Origin of the sequence: Janthinobacterium sp. HH102 (assembly GCF_001758625.2) — a bacterium.
Classification (GTDB): Bacteria; Pseudomonadota; Gammaproteobacteria; order Burkholderiales; family Burkholderiaceae_D; genus Janthinobacterium.
Window position 1 is genome coordinate 4,278,294 of the sequence record NZ_CP062062.1, and the last position, 18,978, is coordinate 4,297,271.

Below are 18,978 nucleotides of genomic sequence, written 5' to 3' on the forward strand. Positions count from 1 at the left end.
TGGCGCAGCCCGCTCTCCTGCTACCTGGTCATATGATACGGAAGACGGCGTCGGCCATCAGCGCCATTTCTTCCGGGTCCGGCGTGACGACGCCAGGCGCCGTACTTGCCTAATCGAGCGTGCGCGCCACGCGGAAGCCCACGATGTCGTTCGACAGCACGGTGGAAAAACCGTTGCGCAGGGCCGAGCGCAGGTAGCGCGGGTGGTACAGCCACGAGCCGCCGCGCAGGATGCGCCGGCTGCTGTCGCTGCCCTCTTCCCATGCGCTGCCATCGACGGGCGCGCCTTCGTAATTGTCGTGCACCACGTCCTGCACCCATTCCCACACATTGCCATGCATGTCGAACAGGCCCCAGGAATTCGGCGCGAAGGTGCCCAGCGGGCTGGTGCCGCCCCGGTACACGCCGCGCGGGCCGCCGTTGTACACATACAGACCGTCGTAGTTGGCTTGCTCGGTGCTGATCGTATCGCCCACGTTGAAGGCCGTGCGCGTGCCGGCGCGGCATGCGTATTCCCATTCCGCTTCGCTGGGCAGGCGGTACTTGCGCCCGGTACGCTCGCTGAGCCACCCCAGATACAGCTGCGCGTCATTCCAGCTCACGCCCACCACCGGGTGCTGGTCGTTCTGCACGAAGCCGGGATTGTCCCAGTCCGTCTCGGAACCGCCGGCCCAGCCGGTCGCCTTGACGAAGGCGCGCCATTCGCCCACGCTGACGGGATGCCGGGCCAGCGCGAACGGGCGCGAGATGCCGACCCAGTGCTGCGGCATCTCGCGCTCGAGCCAGGCCTGTTGCGAGCCGGCCTGGATGGCGGCCTTGTGTTCCGTCTCGTGCGCGCCCATCTGGAAACGGCCGCTGGGAATGAGCACCAGTTCCGGCCCCTGTCCCGAGCCATCGAGAAAATCGTCGCGCAAGACGCCTTCCGCATTGGGCACCGGTTCCACGTGGTCCGCTTCCGGCACAGGCGCGGAAGCCGGCGCCGGGACAGCGGCCGCGGCGGCGCGGCTGGCCTCTTCGCGGCGCGCGCGTTCCTGCTCGGCGCGGTAGGCTGCCTCCGCCTTGGCGACGATGGCCTTGCGCTGCAATTCCTGGTGTTCCTGCAAGGCGGTGGCGGCATCGGCTTCGCGGCGCGCGCGCAGCTGGCCGCGCAGCGCTTCCTTGCGCAGCTTGCGCGCCTCTTCCGCTTCGAAATGGCGCTGCGCCTCCTGCTCGCGGCGCAGTTTGTCCAGTCGCTGCTTTTCCAGCGCCGCCGCCTGGATTTCCGCCTTGCGGCGCTGGTCCAGTTCTTCCTGGCGCGCACGTGCCTCTTTGAGCGCCGCCTCGCGGGCCTGTTCGGCGGCCAGCGCCGCCTCCTTTTGCTGCTGCGCCGCGCGCGCCTGCTGCTGGCGCGCCTGCTCCGCCAGTTCTTCGGGCGACGGCCCGGCCGCGCGCTCCAGGTTTTCCAGCAAGGCTTGCACCGATTGCGGACGCAATTCCGGCGTCAGCGAAAACCCGTTCTGCAGCACCTGCCACTGCTGCGCGTTGAGCGCTTGCGGCGCCGACGGCAGATGGCTGGCGCTGCGCGCGTCGTCGAACGGCATGCGCCCTTCGAGCATCTGATAGATCATCACGGCCACCGCATACACGTCCAGGCGCGGGCTGGGCTGGCGCTGGTTGGCGCCGGCCTCGGGCGCCCGGTAGCCGTGCGTGCCCGCATTCGGCATGTCCAGTGCCAGGCTGCTGTCCGCATTGCGCACGCGCGAAGCGATGCCGTAGTCAAGCAGCTTGACGTCGCCTTTCGCCGTCAGGAAGACGTTGCCCGGCTTGATGTCGCGGTGCACCAGCTTGTGCTTTTCCCACGCATACGACAGGGCGTCGGCCACCGGCTGCAGCAGTTGCTGCACCGTGGACAGAGGCAGCGCGCCCTCGCGCGCCAGATAATGCTCGAGGTCTTCGCCATCGAGGCATTCCATGATGATGAAATAGCTGGCCGTGGCCGGGTCCTGCGCCCACTCGTAGACGCGCACGATGTTTTCATGCGCGAGCTTCCTCGCCTGGGTCGCTTCCTCGATCAGCAGCTTGGCATGCGTGGCGCTTTGCGTCAGCTGCGGCGGCAAGATCTTCAGCGCCACCATTTCGCTGCTGCCCAGCTCCGCGTGCGTGGCCAGGTCGGTCGCTTGCCATACCTGCCCCATGCCGCCCGTGCCGATCAGCCGTTCGAGCCGGTAGCGGCGGTTCTGCGGGCCGATTTCCTGGCCCGTCATGAAGCCCAGCTCCGTGCCCTGGCGCACGGGCAACGGCGCGGCCACGGGAGCGGCGCCGGGCGGCGCGTACTCGGCGTCGAGGATGGCGTTCTTGCGGCGTTCAAATTCCTGCTCGCTGAGCAGCCCGTCGTCGTGGAGGGCGCGCAGTTCCCGCAGTTTGTCTCGTGCTTTTTGCATCATCTGGGGTGAAACGCTTCCATCAAGGCTGCAGGGCGACACCGCAGGCGGCGCAGAATTTATCTTCCGGGTGACCCGCGCGCTGCGCATGGCCGTTCTTGCAGCGGGCCGGCGCCGATGCCGGTGCGGCGGAAGCCGCACCCGGCTGCAGCGCCTGCGCCACGGCCACGCCCAGCTGCGCCTGCGCCGACAGGCCGTGCGCGTGCGCCGCGTTCTGCAGGTTGATCAGGTCGAGCTGCTGGCGCCGTTCGCGCTCCGCCTGGCCTTCCAGGTAGCTGCGCTCCTGCGCCACGCTGTCCTGCGCCATGCGCAGCACGTCCAGCGGCGCGACGCTGTTCTCGGCCGCCGCCAGCGCCGCCAGCGCGTGGATCTGCTCGGCGCTCATGCCCGCCTGCAGCTGCACCTTGAGCACTTGCGCCAGCGCGGCCGCGTTCTGCCCGGCGGCCATGGCCACCTTGCCCGTGTCGCTCAGCGAACCGATTTTCTCGATGCGGTCGATATCGATGCGCGCCAGTTCGGCCGCATGCGCCTGCTGCGCCAGCAACGCCTCATATTCTCCCTTCCAGCGCGCGTAATCGCTTTCGCGCTGCTGCGCCATGGCCAGCAAGTCGCGCTGCCATTGCGCTTCCTGTTCCAGCTGGCGCAGCTGCTGGCGCTGTTCCTCGATGGCCAGCGCGTCGAGCTGCGCCAGCTGCGATTGCTGCTGCAGCTGGCGCGCGTGCACGCCGTCGGCCTCGATGGTGCGCAGCAGCTTTTCCTGCTGCGCGACGGCCTCCTCGCGCGCGCCGCCGCGCCGCAGCGCCGCCACCTTTTCCGCGATCTCCGCCGCCTGCACCTGGGCCGCTTCATCCTTGTGCGCCTCGGCGCGCAGCAGTTCGCGCTGGCGCGCCAGCTGCATCTGGTCTTCCCACTCCTGCACCCGCTCGGCCTCGCGCTTGCGCGCCGCGTTGGCCAGCATCAGGCCCTGCCAGGCCGCCTGGTGCTGCTCCGCCTCCAGCTGCGCCTCGCGCTGGGCCGCATCCGCTTCCGCCTGGCGCAGGCGCGCCAGCTGGGTGCGGCGGCCCGTCTCGTCGTCGATCAGCAGCGCGCTTTCCACCTGCTGCGCGATCGACTGCAAGTGGACCTGGTGGGTAAAGCGCTGCTGCGCCATCTGGATCTGTTCGCGTCCGTGCAGCTGCGACAATTCCAGCTCGCTGCGCATCTTGATGGCGGCCAGCGCGCGCACGTGTTCCCAGTTGGCCGCTGCATCGGCGCGCTGCGCGCCCTTTTGCGCCAGTTCCTGTTCCAGCTCGCCCAGCGCCAGCGCGGCGCCATGGTCGAGCGCCTGGCGCCGCGACTTCGCTTCCAGGATGCGGCCATACAGGTCGATCTGGCGTCCGCGCAGCGCTTGCAGGCGTTCTGCCTCCTGGTGGCCCAGTTCCGCCTTTTCCAGCGTCGCGTCCTGCCGCAGTTCGGCGCGCCGGTGCGCGTGGCGCGCCGCCAGTTCCTCGCGGCGGATGCGCTGCCATTCTTCCTCGTCATACAGCTGGTCGAGCTGCTTCATGCGCTCCAGGCTGTGCTGTTCCAGTTCCTGCGCCGGCAAGCCGCCCAGCCACAGGGTGCCGATGCTGGTGCCAGCATCGCCCTCGCCCGCGCGCTTGTCGTGTCGCAAACTGAGCGTTTCCACGCGCGCCACGGCCAGGCCGGACGGCGCCAGGCGCTGCGTCAGGGCCGATTGCAGGCGCTCGTTCAATTCGGGCCGCAGGTCGCCATTCGCGTCCATCTCGCGCAGTGCGCGGCTGCCGATGAATTCCAGCGCGATCTGGCGCACGGACGGCAGCAGCAAGGCGTGCAGGTGGGCGCGCGTGACGGCGCCCGGCGCGCGCATGAACTGGCGCGCGAACGCATCGGGCTGGCCCAGCGCGATGTCCACGCGCAGCGCGGCGGCGACGTCCAGCAGCTCCGTGCTGGCCAGGGCGGGCAGATCGAATTCCAGGCTGACGGCGTCGGCGCGCGCGATCAGCACTTCGGCCGGGCGCGCCGGCAGCAGCGCCGGCAGGCGCGCGAAGAAGGCGGCGCTGTCGTAGTCGCCAGCCGGTATCAAGGTGAAAGCGTCCGATTGCACGATCCAGGCGCGCGACTCGGCGGGCACCTGCAGGCGGCGCGCGGCGCTGCCGAACAGCGAGGACAACTCGCGCACGCCGAAGAACAGGGCCAGTTGCCCATCAGCAAGATGCCATTGATTGGCATGCAGCACCGCGTCGCTGTCGGGGGCGCCCAGCGACAAGCCGCATTGCGCGCAGTAGCCGGCGGCAGCGCCGTTCTTGTGCTCGCAGCGCGGGCAGCGGGCGCCGCCAAAACCAAACAATTGGAACATGTGTGACTCCTGATGAGAATGATTGCGTGCGCGCTGGCTACCGTAGCGATTCTAGCAGGAGCGCCGGCGGCGCACGCTACACCGCGCAGTATCAAATAATGCCACGCGGCAAGTACATTCATATGCACGGATACAGGGCTAATTAGGCCTCAATTCAAGCGGTCGCCCGCGCAGGCATTTCAGCGCCGTTTTTTTGCAGGCCATCCCGCCAAAACCACGGCTGGTCGCATGCGCATGGCGGGCCGGCGGGCGCTTGGCTACAGTGCATGCATACCCACCCGCCACACGAAAGGAACGATCATGAACACGCAAAAAAACGCCCTGAAAAACATGGAAGCCATCTTCACCGTCGCCGTCGCCATCGCCTGCGGTGCCAGCTATGCCAGCTTCACCAGGCCACAGGCGGCAGAAACCGGCAATACGGCGCAGGCGAACGCCATCCCCGTCGTCGTCGTCAGCGCCAAGCGCCTGACGGAACAGGAAAAGAAAATCTCGCTGATCGAGGAACGCCAGGCCTTGCTGGGCAACACCACCGCCAGCGCCCTGTGAGTCACCGATGCTGACCCCACGCCGCCTGGCGCCAGTTTGAATGCGACCGCGCCAGGCCGCCATTTGTATCGGCCACGGATACACGGACACACAGCATTGTGTCAATTGTAATAAGTTGAATCAAAGGCGAAAAACCGCCGGCAAGCGCCTATAGTCCATTTCACGCAATCACCGAAATGGAGCACATCATGAAACCCATCACACTCTACGCAGCAGCCATGCTTGCCATCAGCGCCGCAGCCTTCCTGCCCGCGCAGGCCATGGCACAGAATCAGCTCGGCGTCAGCATTGTCGTCGGCAACGCCCCGCCTCCGCCACGGTTTGAAAGCGTGCCGGCACCGCGCGCCGGCTATGTCTGGGCGCCAGGCTACTGGAACTGGGATGGCCAGCGCCATGTGTGGAACGACGGAGAATGGCTGCGCGAACGCGGCGGCAACCAGTACCGCCGCGCCGCCTGGATACAAGAGAACAACCGCTGGCGCCTGGACCGTGGCGGCTGGGTCGCCGCACAGGTGCAGCCGGTGCGCTATGACGACATCCGCATCGCTCCGCCGCCGCCGCGCCGCGAAGCCATCCCGCGCGCCCGCCACGGCTACGCCTGGGTGCCCGGCCACTGGGAATGGCGCAGCCAGCGCTACGCCTGGACACCTGGCGTATGGATCGCCGAACGCCCCGGCTACGTGTATGCGCCGCCCGCATGGAACCAGCGCGACGGCCGCTGGCAGATGGAGCAAGGCCGCTGGTCGCCACGCGGCCCGAACGGCGACCGCGACCACGACGGCATCCCCAACCGTTATGACCGCGACAATGGCAACCGCCACGACCGTGACGGCGACGGCATCCCCAACCGCTATGACCGCGACAACGGCAACCGCCACGACCGCGACGGCGACGGCGTTCCGAACCGCGACGACCGCCGTCCCGATAATCCCCATCGCAATTAATATGCAGCCGTAGTCCGGACAAGGCCACCCATCGCGGTGGCCTTGTCATTTTCCGGACACATCCGTGTATTAACATCGCGCGACGATCAATCACACTGCGCGAGAAAGATTCACGATGGCGATGGAAACTGCCGGTTTTACCTACGGCTCGGACACCTCGGGCCTGGTCTGGGGCTTCCTGTTTGGCCGCGAGGCGCAGCCGCTGGCGCTCGACTCGACGGCCGCGCTGGCCTGGCTGGCCGATGGCGCGGCGCGGCCGGCGCAGGAATTCGTCTGGCTGCATTTTAATTTGTCGCATGCGGCCAGCGAAAAATGGCTGATGACGCACACGCAGCTGGCCGACGAATTCTATGAAACCCTGCACCAGGGTTCGCGTTCCACGCGCATCGAGCAGGCGGAAAATACCCTGATCGCCGTGGTCAACGATGTGGTGCACAATTTCTCGTTCGAAGCGTCGGACATTTCCACCATGTGGGCCAGCGTGGCGCAAAACCTCGTCATCACGGCGCGCCGCGCGCCGCTGCAGTCGATCGAACGGCTGCGCCAGGCCGTCATCAAGAACCACGAACCGATCCGCTCGTCGGTGGAACTGCTGATCCACCTGCTGCGCGACCAGGCCGACGTGCTGGTCAACATCGTGCGCGATGCCGTGGCACGGGTCGACGATATCGAGGATCACTTGCTGGCCGGGCGCCTGGTGCCGAAACGCGAAGACCTGGGCGCCATGCGGCGCGTGCTGGTGCGGCTGCAGCGCCTGCTGGCGCCGGAACCGGCCGCCCTGTTCCGCCTGCTGCAGCGTCCGCCCGCATGGGTGTCGGAACTGGACAGCCTGGAACTGCGCCAATCGACGGAGGAATTTTCGGTGGTGCTCAGCGATATGTCCTCGCTACAGGAACGCATCAAGCTGCTGCAGGAAGAGATCGCCGCCAGCGTCAACGAGGAAAACAGCCGCAGCCTGTTCGTGCTGACCATCGTCACCGTGCTGGCCCTGCCGATCAATATCATCGCCGGCATGCTGGGCATGAATGTGGGGGGTATTCCGCTGGCCCAGCATCCGCAGGGCTTCTGGATCATCGTCGCCATCATCGTCACATTTACGGTCGTGGCGGGATGGCTGGTGGTGCGCGTGCAGCGAAACAGTTAATTTCCGTCCTGGCACGGCCTGGCAGGCGAACGGCAGGCGCCGTCCGCCGTCATTGCTTATCGGTGGTACTCGCCGGCCCGTTCAGGCTGATAGACGATTTCCTCGATCTTGACCTTCACCACGCCGCCCGGCATGGGCCAGGCGATGCTGTCGCCCACGGACAGGCCCAGCAGCGCGCTGCCGACGGGCGCCAGCACGGAAATGCGGTCGGCCTGGCCTTCCACATCCTTCGGATAGACGAGCGTGAGGCAGAATTCCTCCTTGTTTTCCACCGTGAAGCGCACGGTGGAATTCATCGTCACGACGGTCGGGGGAATCTCTTGCGGTTCGAGCACCTCGGCGCGGCCCAGCTCATCGAGCAAGGCGGCCTTGTCCGGCGATAAGTTATTACCCAAGGCATACAACAACGCTTCCAGTCGTTCCAGGTCTTGTGACGACAAAATAATTTTTGGTTTTTTTTCCAAGATATCCTCACTATTGATCATTAGGGCGGCGTCCGGTTTTGCTGGCGGCGACTTGCTTGGCCGCGGCAGACAAAACAAACAGCATCAGAACGTCCATCATCAGCGGATTATGGACGAACTCGCGAAGCAAGGCCATAGCGTTCGCGCATTCTTCATTAAAATTTATTAAAATCAATGACTTGCAATGGCCGATACAGTCAAAAAGTTAATCCGTGCCGGAATGGCCGGGCACATTGAAGTTATTCTTGGCGGTATTTTGTTTACCTTCAGCATGTTTTTAGAGAAAAAAACCGGCAGGCAAAAAAAGGATTAAACTTCAGTATGTATTATTATTAGAAAGACACGCCCGCCTTTTCCGCCTGTCTTGTCGCCTTGTCTACCGCCAGCGGTGCCCGGCATGGATACTAAATTGCCGCACGCCCTGTACTTTCACGCTGCAAAATGACAATATGTCGGCCTTAGCAACACTTAGCAACACGTTGAGAGTTCCGGCTCACTTCGGTTTTCTTCAGACTGGAACGTAAAGTATGGCAGGGCGAGGCGCGATCACACGGGGCGGCGGCAAGCGGGGCCGGCAGGAGGAAGCGTCATGATGACGCCATTGATACTGCCGTCCGTGCAATTACGCGGCGACCGGATAGCCCGGCTGAACTTGCTGGCCGCGGCGGCCATGCTGGCCATGGCCAGCCTGCTGCTGATCCTCTTCCAGTTGTTTTCCCTCCAGGCATCCCTCCAGCGCAGCCTGCAGATCCAGGCCGACATGCTGGCGCCCGCCACCACCGAGGCCATGCGCCAGGACAATCGCCTGGCGGCGCAACAACTGCTCGCTCCCCTCGCCGCCGCCCCGCATATCCGGCAAGCCCTGCTCTACAGTCCCTATGGCGCGCCGTTTGCCCGCTATGCGCGCAGCAGCGTCGATAGCGTGCCTGCGGCGCCGCGCAACGGCGTGCACCTCGATTACCTGGACGGCAGCGCCGCCATCCTCAAGACCTTGCCCGGCGGCGGCGCCCTGTACCTGCGCGCCAGCCTGGCGCCGCTGTACGCCAGCCTGGCACAATTTGCCGCCTTCACCCTGCTCGTCTGCCTGTGCGCATTCGGCCTGACGTTCCTGATGGTGCGCCGCACGCGCACCGCCGCCCAGCATGCGGAAAGCCATTTGCACTACCTGGCCCACGTCGACTCCGTTACGCAGCTGCCGAACCGCCATGAATTCAACGACGCGCTGGCCTACGCGCTGGCGCGCGCCGACCGCCAGGACAGCAGCGTGGGCCTGCTGCTGCTGGACCTGGACAACTTCAAGATCGTCAACGATACGCTGGGCCACCACTGCGGCGACCAGTTGCTCAAGCTCGTCGCCGAGCGCCTCGTGGCCATCCTGCGCGGCACCGACATCATCTGCCGCATCGGCGGCGACGAATTCGTCGTCATCGTCGAACCGGCCGACGACGCCTCGGAAATGGCCAGCGTGGCGAGCAAGATCCTCGCCGTGCTGGCCGAACCGTTCGACCTCGAAGGCCACCAGTTGTATGTCAGCGCCAGCATCGGCGTGAGCCTGTACCCGTTCGACGCGCAGGACGTGGCCACCCTGACGCGCAATGCCGATACGGCCATGTACCACGCCAAGCACCAGGGCAAGAACCGCTACGCCGTGTTCAAGGCCGAAATGGAATTTCGCGCCCAGCGACGCCTGCGCATGGAAGCGAACCTGCGCCGCGCGCTGCAAAACGAGGAACTGTATCTGCACTACCAGCCGCAGATCGACTTGCGCAGCGGGCGCATCGTCGGCGTGGAAGCGCTGGTACGCTGGAACTGCCGCGAGATGGGTCAGCTGAGCCCTGCCGAATTCATCCCCGTGGCAGAGGAAAGCGGCATCATCGTCGATCTGGGACGCTGGGTGCTGCAAAGCGCCTGCCGCCAGGCCGCCGTCTGGTGCAAGGCGGGGCTGCTCGACTCGCTCGAGCACGTGGCCGTCAACCTGTCGGCATGTCAGGCGCGCGACCCGGGCCTGATGGACGACATCCGCGCCATCCTGCACGAAACGCAGCTGCCGCATGGCTTGCTGGAGCTGGAAATCACGGAAGGGGTCTTGATGGACAACGTCCACGCCAACGTGGAACTGATGCGGCGCCTGCAGGAGACGGGCATCCACCTGTCGATCGACGATTTCGGCACCGGCTATTCGTCGATGTCCTACCTGAAGCGCCTGCCGATCGACCAGCTGAAGATCGACCGCAGCTTCGTGCACGACCTGCCCGGCGAGGGCGAAGCCATCGTCACGGCCATCATCGCCATGGCGCACAGCCTGCACCTGAAAGTGGTGGCCGAAGGGGTGGAGACCTTGCAGCAGGTGGAATTTTTAAGAACAGCGGGCTGCGACAACGTGCAGGGCTACTTCTTTGCGCGACCGATGACGGCGGCGCAGCTGACGGCATTGCTGCTGGAGCGGCGCGACTGGAGCACGCGGACGATTTTGCCGGCTTGAGTTGCTGCCAACGATGGTGTCGGATTACGGCCGTTGGCCTAATCCGACCTACGCCATGCACAGGCAGGTCGGCGTAGATACTGTTATCCCCGTCAAGCGGCGTGCAAGGCCGGATCAAATATTTTTCCCGACCTGAGCACGCCGAATGCCACGTGCACCAGCTTGCGCATCATGGCGCCAATGATCAGCTTGGGCGCTTTGCCGGCGTCACGCAGGCGCTGACCGAAGCGCTTGCCCCAAGGCGTCTTATGCACTGCCACCATGGCCGGCATGTACAGTGCCTTGCGCAGGAAACTGTGGCCGACCTTCGACATGCGTGGCTTGCCACGCACGCTGGAACCCGACTCGTGCTGGCGCGGATCGAGGCCCGCAAACGCCACCGCCTGCTTGGCGCTGTCGAAGCGCTCAGGATTGGCGTAGTAGGACAGCAGCACGGGAATCGTGCGCTCGCCCAGGCCAGGGATGCTATCGAGCAATTCGCGCTTGCCGCGTAAATCCGGGTCGTCATCGATATGACGGCGGATCGCCAGGATCAGCGCCTTGATCTCGGCATCGAGCCAGGCAATATGATCCTCGATACCCTGGCGTACCGCCGCGCGCGCCACTTCAAGCCGGTTGCTTTCCTGCTGGCGCATCGCTTGCAAGGCATCCAGGCGCAGCACCAGCGCGCGCAGCGATTGCTCGGCCGGCGATGGCGCCTGCCAGGGCTCTGGCTGGCGTTCATGGGCGAAGTCGGCGATCAGCTGTGCGTCGACCTTGTCGGTCTTGGTGCGCACCAGGCGCGAAGCGCTGAAGGCCTTGATCTGGGCCGGATTGATGACACTGACCACCATGCCAAGTCCAGCGAGATATTCGGCAACCCCTTCCCAATACGTGCCCGTCGCTTCCATGCACACCCTGGGGCTGCCGGCAGCATGCTTCAGCAGCCATGCGTGGAGCGCGGTGAATCCTTGGTGGTTGTTCTCGACAACCTTGTTACGATGCTTGCCGTTGGGCAGGCGCAGCGCGCAGTCGAGCTTGGCCTTGGCAACGTCGATTCCTAAATTAAACATGCTGTGGTCCTCTTGCGATCTACCTTGCAAATGCGGGCTAACCGGCATGCCGGTGCCAAAGATACTGTCCGATCTTGACATGGAGGATGGGTAACTGGTGCGAGATCTACGGAGCTGGCTCGGGGCCTAAGGGCGGATACGGCATCCAGTTACCCGGTCTTGATATGCCTACCAAGATTTTGACAGCGGTCGATACCGTTCGCAATACCACGAACGGCATGAGGGGAATAATACAAGGTCGGATTAGCGCAAAGCGCGTAATCCGACATCACCAGCTACATCAAGCCAATTTCGCCGAATGCTCGCGCGTCGCGTGGAATGTCAATTTCGGCCAGCGCTCTTCCGTCAGGCGCAGGTTGACGCCCGACGTGGCCAGGTAGGCCATGTTGCCGGCCGCATCGTAGGCCACGTTGTGGCCCAGCGCGTTTTCGAAATCCTGCAGAACGCGCTTGTCGTCGCAGCTGACCCAGCGCGCGCTGCTGATGCTGGTGCCTTCGAAGACGGCATCGACGCCATATTCGTTGAGCAGGCGGCTGGCCACCACTTCGAACTGCAGCACGCCGACGGCGCCCAGTACCAGTTCGCCGCCCTGCACCGGCTTGAAGACCTGTACCGCGCCCTCTTCGCCCAGCTGCTGCAGGCCCTTGTGCAACTGCTTGATCTTCAGCGGATTACGGATGCGCACGGAACGGAAGAAGTCCGGCGCGAAGTACGGGATGCCGGTAAAGGTCAGCATCTCGCCTTCGGAAAAACTGTCGCCGATCTGCATGTTGCCGTGGTTCGGCAAGCCGATGATGTCGCCCGCGTACGCCTCTTCCACCTGTTCGCGCGAGGAGGCCATGAAGGTCACCACGTTCGACACCTTGATCTCGCGCCCCAGGCGCAAGTGCTTGACCTTCATGCCGCGCTCGAAACGTCCCGAACACACGCGCAGGAAGGCGATGCGGTCGCGGTGCGCCGGGTCCATGTTCGCCTGGATCTTGAAGACGAAACCGGTGAATGGCTGCTCGGTCGGATCGACGGAACGCACGGTCGCGTCGCGCGGGCGCGGCGCCGGCGCCCAGTCGACCAGCGCGGAAAGAATCTCGCGCACGCCGAAGTTGTTGATGGCCGAACCGAAGAACACGGGCGTCTGCACGCCGGAGAGGAATTCCTCCAGGTTGAACGGGTTCGAGGCGCCGTGCACCAATTCGACTTCCATGCGCAACTGGTCCATCTCCAGCGGGAACATCTCCTGCAGGCGCGGGTTGTCGATGCCCTTGATGATTTCGAAGGCGCCGTCGGCCTTCTCTTCACCGGCCTTGAACAGCATGATCTCGTCGTTCAGCAGGTGGTACACGCCGCGGAAGTTCTTGCCCATGCCGATAGGCCAGGTGACGGGCGCGCACTGGATCTTCAGCACCGATTCGAGTTCGTCGAGCAGGTCCAGCGGATCGCGCGTCTCGCGGTCCATCTTGTTCATGAAAGTGACGATGGGCGTATTGCGCATGCGGCAGACGGCCAGCAGCTTGATCGTCTGCGCTTCCACGCCCTTGGCCGCATCGATCACCATCAGCGCCGAGTCAACTGCCGTCAGCACGCGGTAGGTATCTTCCGAGAAGTCCTGGTGGCCCGGAGTGTCGAGCAGGTTGACGACGTGGTCGCGGAATTCGAACTGCATCACCGAGGAGGCGACGGAAATGCCGCGCTGCTTCTCGATCTCCATCCAGTCCGACGTCGCGTGGCGGCCCGACTTGCGGGCCTTGACGGTGCCGGCCATCTGGATCGCGCCCGAGAACAGCAGCAGTTTTTCCGTCAAGGTGGTTTTACCCGCATCCGGGTGGGAAATGATGCCGAAGGTGCGGCGGCGCTGCACTTCGCGCGCGATCACGGCCGGCGCCTTGCTGCTCGCCGGCGCTGCGGCGTTGTCCGCATTGTCGCTGGAATCGGGGGTAGTGATGTCGTTCTCGTTGGCCATATTGGTGACCATAATATGGCCCTCGCAAAAAACCCTCGATTTTACAGAAGGATCGGCCTTCCGTGTGAACTGCTTCACTGTGGAGAAAAGCAAAATCAGCCACTTCATCAAGGGGTCACAATCCGCAGGCAACATTGCACTGCAGAAATGTTGTCACCCTACCCTGGAAACCCGATGAAAATCCTTCTCACCCCCGCCATCCGACTCATGCAGCGCCTGCGCCTGCTGCCCAAATTCATGCTTGTCTGCCTGGTCTTCCTGCTGCCGCTGGCGCTGGCAACCACCCTGCTGATCTCGGAACTGGGCAAGTCGCTGGCCCAGGCGCAGGACGCGCAGCGGGGCGTGGCCTATGTGCGCCAGTTGCAGGAAGGCACGCGCCTGCTGCAGCAGCGGCGCGGCCTCGAGCACTTGCGGCTGAGCGGCAAGGCAGGCATGGACAACACGGCCCTTAACGCGCGCATCACGGCTTCTCTGGCGGCCCTGGCGCGCCTGCCGGCCGGCGCTGGCCTGCCCCAGGCGGCCGAACTGACGAAACAGTGGCAAGCCCTGCTGGGCCGCCAGGCGGGCCTGGCGGCGCGCGACAGCTATGCGGCGCACACGGCGCTGCTGCGCCAGGCGGCCAAACTGGGCCAGCTGGTGGCCGACCGTTCGCACCTGAGCCTGGACCCGGACGCGGGCGCCAACCATCTGAGCGCCGTCTTCACCGCCACCCTGCCCGACCTGGCCGAAAGCCTGTCGGACATCGGCGGGCGCGGCGCCGCCTACATCGACACGGGCCTGTTCGAAGCGAACGAAGACCAGCTCGTCAACGCCAACGCCCTGATCGCGCGCCACGAACTGGAACGCCTGCCCTCCCGTTTCGACGAGATCCTTGCCGCCAGGCCGGAACTGCGCGCCAGCCTGCAGCCGGCCCTGAAAGCCGTGCCGGCCGCGCTGGCCTTCCTCGAACGCACGAAAAATGAAGTGACGAATTCCTACGACCAGACGTCGGGCGCGCAATTCCACGCGGCCGGCATGCAGGCGATCGACGCCCTGCACGCGCTCTCCGGCGCCTCCGCCACCGCGCTGGACGACTTGCTGGCGCAGCGCATCGCCCGCGACGAGGCGCGCCGCGCCCTGATCCTGGCGGCCATGCTGCTGGTGCTGCTGGCCGCCGCCTACCTGTGCGCAGGCTTTTATACCGCGTTCGCGCGCGACGTGACGCAATTGCGCGTGGCCGTCGGCGCGGCGGCGGCGGGCGACCTGTCGCAGCGCATCACTTCGCAGGCGCACGACGAGATCGGCGACCTGGTGCGCGACTTCGGCGCCATGACGCACGGCCTGGCCGCCCTGGTGCAGGAAATCCGCGGCGGCGCGGCCGTCATCGCGGCGGCCGGCGCCGATATCGCCCAGGGCAACGCCGCCCTGTCCGGCCATACGGCCACGCAAGCGGACGCGCTGGGCGCCACCGTGGACTCGATGCGCGAGCTGACGGCCACCGTGGGCCGCAACGAAGCCCACGTAGGACAGGGACGCACACTGGTGGCGACGGCGGCCGACGTGGCCCTGAAAGGCGGACAGACCGTCGGCGCCGTGGTCGAGACCATGGCCTCGATCAAGGCCAGCTCGCACAAGATCGTCGACATCATCAGCGTCATCAACGGCATCGCCTTCCAGACGAATATCCTGGCCCTGAACGCGGCCGTGGAAGCGGCACGCGCGGGCGAACAAGGGCGCGGCTTTGCCGTCGTGGCATCCGAGGTGCGCAGCCTGGCGCAGCGCTCGAACGAGGCGGCGCTGGAAATCAAGCGCCTGATCGGCGATTCCGTCGCCACCGTGGATGCGGGCGGCGACCTGGTCAATGCAGCCGGCAGCACCATGCGCCAGGTCGTTGACGCCGTGCAGCAGGTGGCCGTGGTGATCGGACGCATCAGCAGCGCCGGCGCCGAACAGAATGGCGAGATCGCCCGCATCAACCAGGCGCTGGCGCAGATCGACGACATGACGCGCCAGAACGCGGGTCTGGTCGACGAGGCGCGCGCCGGTTCGCAGCGCCTGCACCAGGAAGGCGAGGCGCTGACGCAGGCCGTCAGCCGCTTCCGCCTCGGCGAACACGAGGTGCCAGCCACGCGCCAGGCACCGGCCGCGAGCGTGCGCGACGGCTTGCCCAGCGTACGTCCGGCCGGCCTGTGGAGCGCCAACAAGCCGCGCGTCATATCACAAAATCGCGCAGAACGGCGCAAGGCTAGCTAGTCAAAAGTGCGCACGTAGGACAAGGACTACAATTTCGCCTCAAAAGAGACTACAAAGTGGCGACTGCTAATCTTATGTTCGCCACTTACATAAGCTCTTAAAGTAGCTACATCGCGATCTGCACCGCGCGGTCGAACAAAACGCCGTTATCACATGAGCACGGCAGCTTCTTTGACCAGCAACGCGGCAGTCGCACTCCGATGTAAAAAGCCTGTGAGGAATACTATGAACCAAACTCAACTTAGCACCCCGGTCCAGAAGAACCAGCTGCTGCCGCGCGCCATGCCGGCGGCCGGACGGGAAATCAAGCTTGCGTCGCGGGTTAGCCTCAGCAGTGCCCAACAGAATGAATTGCTGGCCGCCCTGCCGCGCGCCGCGCTCGAATCGCTGTTCGAAGACCTGGAACTGGTTGAACTGCCGTTCGGCAAGGAATTGTATGCCTATGGTAACAACCTGGAATACAGCTACTTCCCCACCACCGCCATCATTTCGCTGCTGTATGTCATGGAAGACGGCGCCACGACGGAAATCGCCGTGGTCGGCCATGAAGGCGTGGCCGGTGCCTCGCTGCTGGCAGGCGAGCGCGCCATGTGCACGGCCGTCGTGCAAAGCGCCGGTTACGGCTACCGCCTGAAAACGCAGAGCCTGCGCGACGCGTTCAATCAAGGCGGCGCCCTGCCCCAGCTGCTGATGCGCTACACCAACGCCCTGTTTGCGCAGATGGCGCAGAACGCCGTCGGCGGCCGCCACAGCTCGATCGAGCAAAAGCTGTGCCGCTGGCTGCTGGACCGCCTGGACCGTTCGCCATCGAATGAATTGAAAGTGACGCAAGAGCTGATCTCGATCATGCTGGGCGTGCGCCGCGAAAGCATCACGGCCGCCGCCGGCAAGCTTCAGGAAGAAGGCTTGATCCACTATCGCCGCGGCAATATCACGGTGCTGGACCGCGCCGGCCTGGAATGCTATGCGGGCGAGTGCTACAAGGTCGCCAAGACGGAATACGACCGCTTGCTGCGCGACGTTTCACGCTGCTGATCGGGCAAGATAGTTAGCAAAATGGCCGGGCTGCATGCCCGGCCATTTTTTTATCTCAAGGAAATTACGCTTCGGCATCCACATCGATATCTTCCAGCTCCGGCGTCAGCGGCATGGGAATCACGGCCTCCACACACGTCCCCTTGCCTTCCGGCCCCTGGCGCACGGTAAGCGTGCCACCCAGCAGCAGGGCCCGCTCGCGCATGCCCAGCAAGCCGTGCGACATCGGTTTTTGCAGCGCATCTTCCGTGATGCCGATGCCGTCGTCGATCACGCGCAGCACCAGGCCGTGCTCGTTGCGTTTCAAGGTCACGCTGACCATGCCGGCCCGTGCATATTTGAGGATATTCGTCAGCGATTCCTGCACGATGCGGAACAGGGCGATCGTCAAGGTCGCTTCGCGGTTATCGATATTGATGGCCACATCCGTTTCGCAGCGCACCGAGCTCATGCGCGCAAAATCCTCGCAATAGCTTTCGATGGCGGCGCACAGGCCCAGGTTGTCCAGCAGGCTGGGGCGCAGGTCTTCCACGATGCGGCGCTTCAGTTCCACCGTTTCCAGCAAGGTCGCCTTGGCATGGCGCAGCTGCGCGGCCAGTTCCGGCTGCGTATGCGCCAACTGCTGCGTGACGGCGCCCAGGTCCATGCTGATCGAGGTCAAGTTGGCACCCAGTTCATCGTGCAGCTCGCGCGCCAGGCGCGCTTTTTCCACTTCGTTGACACTGATCAAATGACGCGACAGCACGGATAACTGCTCCGTGCGCTTGCTGACCGTCGATTCCAGGGTATCGTTGGCATTTTGCAATGCATACTCGACGGCTGCCCGGTTCTGGAAGCTGCGCCGCACCAGCTGGTAAAACATGATCAGCACGAGGATGGCCAGGGCATTGATGCCGATGCCGAGCAGCACGGCTTTCTGGTACTCATGATAAAAAGCGGCGCTGCCGGTCGACAGCGCTTCATTCTGCTCGCGCGTCATGATCACCACCTGCAGACGGATCTCGTCCATGGTGGCGCGGTCATCGGTCACGCGGGAAATGTTGACGATCTCGGCCAACCCGCCCTGCTTGTAGACGTCGATAGACTGTTGCAACATCGACATTTTTCGGCGGATCAGACTTTTCAGCTGGCCCAGGTTTTTCAGCTGGGTGGGACTGCCCGCGAGCAAGGTTTGCAGCTCGTTGAATTCGTTGTCGATTTCGGTGGCAGCGGTCTTCGACGGCCCCAGATAGGTTTCGGAGCCGGAAATGAAATAGCCGCGCAAGCTGCTTTCCGCATCGAGCACGAGCACGTTCAGATACTGCAGGCGGTCGGCCACGCGGGCGCTCTGGCTGAGCAAGGCATTCGTGCCCTTCAGCGACTCCAGGTTATGGTAAAGACTGAAACCATTCAATACAAGCAACAAAGCGCACGTCACGCACAGGATCGTCTTGTACAGGGGCAGGCGGTGATTCGGGGCCGGTTGAGCGGTGAAATACATCCTGGTGTGCATCCTTAGCAAGGTTCGGCGCGGGAGAGAGCGCCGGCGCCGGCCAATTATAGTCCTCGCCACAAACTGCTGCACTGCACAACATCAAGTCGTGCCCGGTTAGCTGGCTGAGCGATCATGTTTCCATGATCGCACCGCAGCGCTAGTCAAGCAAATTGTTTTTCATTGCGTAATAGGTCAAGTCGCTGTTCGATTGCAAGCCCATTTTTTCCATGATGCGCGTACGGTAGGTACTGACCGTCTTGATGCTCAGCGACAAGGCCACGCCGATATCGGACACGGTGGCGCCGCGCGCCAGGCGCAGGAAGACCTGGAACTCGCGGTCCGACAATTCCGTATGCAGCGCGGCATTCGTGTCGCGGTCGAACGACTGCGCCAGCAACTCGCCCACGGTGGAGCTGACATAGCGGCGCCCCTGGAATACGGTGCGCACGGCCGTCATCAGCTCGTCGGCTTCGCATTCCTTGTTCAGATAGCCATTCGCGCCCATCTTGAACAGATTCAGCGCATATTGCTGCGCGGGATAGCCGCTGAGGATCAGCACGGGCAATTCCGGCTGGCCCTGGCGGATCGTGCGCAAGGTATCGATGCCGCTCTGATCGGGCATGGCGATATCGAGCAGCAATACATCGCAAATTTCGCGGCGGGCGATATCGAGCGCTTCGCGCCCGGTACCGGCTTCCGCCACCACACTGAAGTCGCTTGACGACGAAAAAATCTGTTTGAACCCAGCTCGTACTATTTGGTGATCATCACAAATGGCAACGCGTATCATTGTTTCCCCTTAAATTTTCCTGGCCTGGGAAAGACTACCGGAACCTGAACGCTGCTCCGGCTTAGCGTCACTAACAAAAA

14 protein-coding genes are annotated in these 18,978 nt (G+C 64.2%); 7 read left to right on the forward strand and 7 right to left on the reverse strand.

Going from position 1 to position 18,978, the window contains the following annotated elements:
- Positions 1-109: 109 nt before the first annotated feature.
- Both JAB4_RS19435 and JAB4_RS19440 read right to left on the reverse strand, forming a co-directional pair.
- Positions 110-2,422, reverse strand: coding sequence for an SUMF1/EgtB/PvdO family nonheme iron enzyme (locus tag JAB4_RS19435; protein WP_070224652.1), 2,313 nt, complete (start codon positions 2,420-2,422; stop codon positions 110-112).
- Between the two features lie 19 nt (positions 2,423-2,441).
- Positions 2,442-4,775: a hypothetical protein gene (locus JAB4_RS19440; protein ID WP_070224651.1), complete on the reverse strand. Its 2,334-nt coding sequence runs from the start codon at positions 4,773-4,775 to the stop codon at positions 2,442-2,444.
- A gap of 300 nt (positions 4,776-5,075) precedes the next feature.
- Here JAB4_RS19440 and JAB4_RS19445 point away from each other — a divergent pair, with 300 nt between their 5' ends.
- The 3 genes from JAB4_RS19445 (at position 5,076) to JAB4_RS19455 (ending at position 7,412) form a co-directional block, all read left to right on the forward strand.
- Positions 5,076-5,324 carry a hypothetical protein gene (locus JAB4_RS19445; protein WP_070224650.1) on the forward strand — a complete coding sequence of 83 codons (249 nt, stop codon included), beginning with the start codon at positions 5,076-5,078 and terminating at the stop codon, positions 5,322-5,324.
- A 188-nt stretch (positions 5,325-5,512) separates the two neighbouring features.
- Entirely contained in the window at positions 5,513-6,268 is a 756-nt protein-coding gene (locus JAB4_RS31065; RefSeq protein ID WP_343216318.1) for a YXWGXW repeat-containing protein, read from the forward strand.
- Between the two features lie 115 nt (positions 6,269-6,383).
- Positions 6,384-7,412, forward strand: a complete 1,029-nt coding sequence (locus tag JAB4_RS19455) for a transporter (protein ID WP_175444840.1) — start codon at positions 6,384-6,386, stop codon at positions 7,410-7,412.
- A gap of 56 nt (positions 7,413-7,468) precedes the next feature.
- On the opposite strand, the gene rnk is transcribed toward JAB4_RS19455, so the two are convergent.
- Positions 7,469-7,876 carry a nucleoside diphosphate kinase regulator gene (gene rnk / locus JAB4_RS19460; RefSeq protein WP_162835757.1) on the reverse strand — a complete coding sequence of 136 codons (408 nt, stop codon included), beginning with the start codon at positions 7,874-7,876 and terminating at the stop codon, positions 7,469-7,471.
- A 184-nt stretch (positions 7,877-8,060) separates the two neighbouring features.
- On the opposite strand from rnk, the gene JAB4_RS30970 reads away from it, so the two are divergent.
- Both JAB4_RS30970 and JAB4_RS19465 read left to right on the forward strand, forming a co-directional pair.
- Complete coding sequence (locus JAB4_RS30970; RefSeq protein WP_256267358.1) at positions 8,061-8,189, forward strand: hypothetical protein; 129 nt, start codon at positions 8,061-8,063, stop codon at positions 8,187-8,189.
- A 276-nt stretch (positions 8,190-8,465) separates the two neighbouring features.
- Positions 8,466-10,358, forward strand: coding sequence for an EAL domain-containing protein (locus tag JAB4_RS19465; RefSeq protein ID WP_070224649.1), 1,893 nt, complete (start codon positions 8,466-8,468; stop codon positions 10,356-10,358).
- A gap of 92 nt (positions 10,359-10,450) precedes the next feature.
- On the opposite strand, the gene JAB4_RS19470 is transcribed toward JAB4_RS19465, so the two are convergent.
- Entirely contained in the window at positions 10,451-11,410 is a 960-nt protein-coding gene (locus JAB4_RS19470) for an IS110 family transposase (protein WP_121668350.1), read from the reverse strand.
- A gap of 280 nt (positions 11,411-11,690) precedes the next feature.
- Positions 11,691-13,367 carry a peptide chain release factor 3 gene (locus JAB4_RS19475; protein ID WP_070218005.1) on the reverse strand — a complete coding sequence of 559 codons (1,677 nt, stop codon included), beginning with the start codon at positions 13,365-13,367 and terminating at the stop codon, positions 11,691-11,693.
- A 174-nt stretch (positions 13,368-13,541) separates the two neighbouring features.
- Between JAB4_RS19475 and JAB4_RS19480 the strand changes: the two genes are divergently transcribed.
- Positions 13,542-15,599 carry a methyl-accepting chemotaxis protein gene (locus tag JAB4_RS19480; RefSeq protein ID WP_070217959.1) on the forward strand — a complete coding sequence of 686 codons (2,058 nt, stop codon included), beginning with the start codon at positions 13,542-13,544 and terminating at the stop codon, positions 15,597-15,599.
- A gap of 282 nt (positions 15,600-15,881) precedes the next feature.
- Positions 15,882-16,634: a Crp/Fnr family transcriptional regulator gene (locus JAB4_RS19485; RefSeq protein WP_162995832.1), complete on the forward strand. Its 753-nt coding sequence runs from the start codon at positions 15,882-15,884 to the stop codon at positions 16,632-16,634.
- A 64-nt stretch (positions 16,635-16,698) separates the two neighbouring features.
- On the opposite strand, the gene JAB4_RS19490 is transcribed toward JAB4_RS19485, so the two are convergent.
- Positions 16,699-18,114, reverse strand: a complete 1,416-nt coding sequence (locus JAB4_RS19490) for a CHASE3 domain-containing protein (protein WP_070217961.1) — start codon at positions 18,112-18,114, stop codon at positions 16,699-16,701.
- 151 nt (positions 18,115-18,265) lie between these two features.
- A complete protein-coding gene (locus JAB4_RS19495) occupies positions 18,266-18,898 on the reverse strand; it encodes a response regulator transcription factor (RefSeq protein ID WP_034783185.1) in 633 nt (210 codons plus the stop codon).
- Between the last annotated feature and the right edge of the window lie 80 nt (positions 18,899-18,978).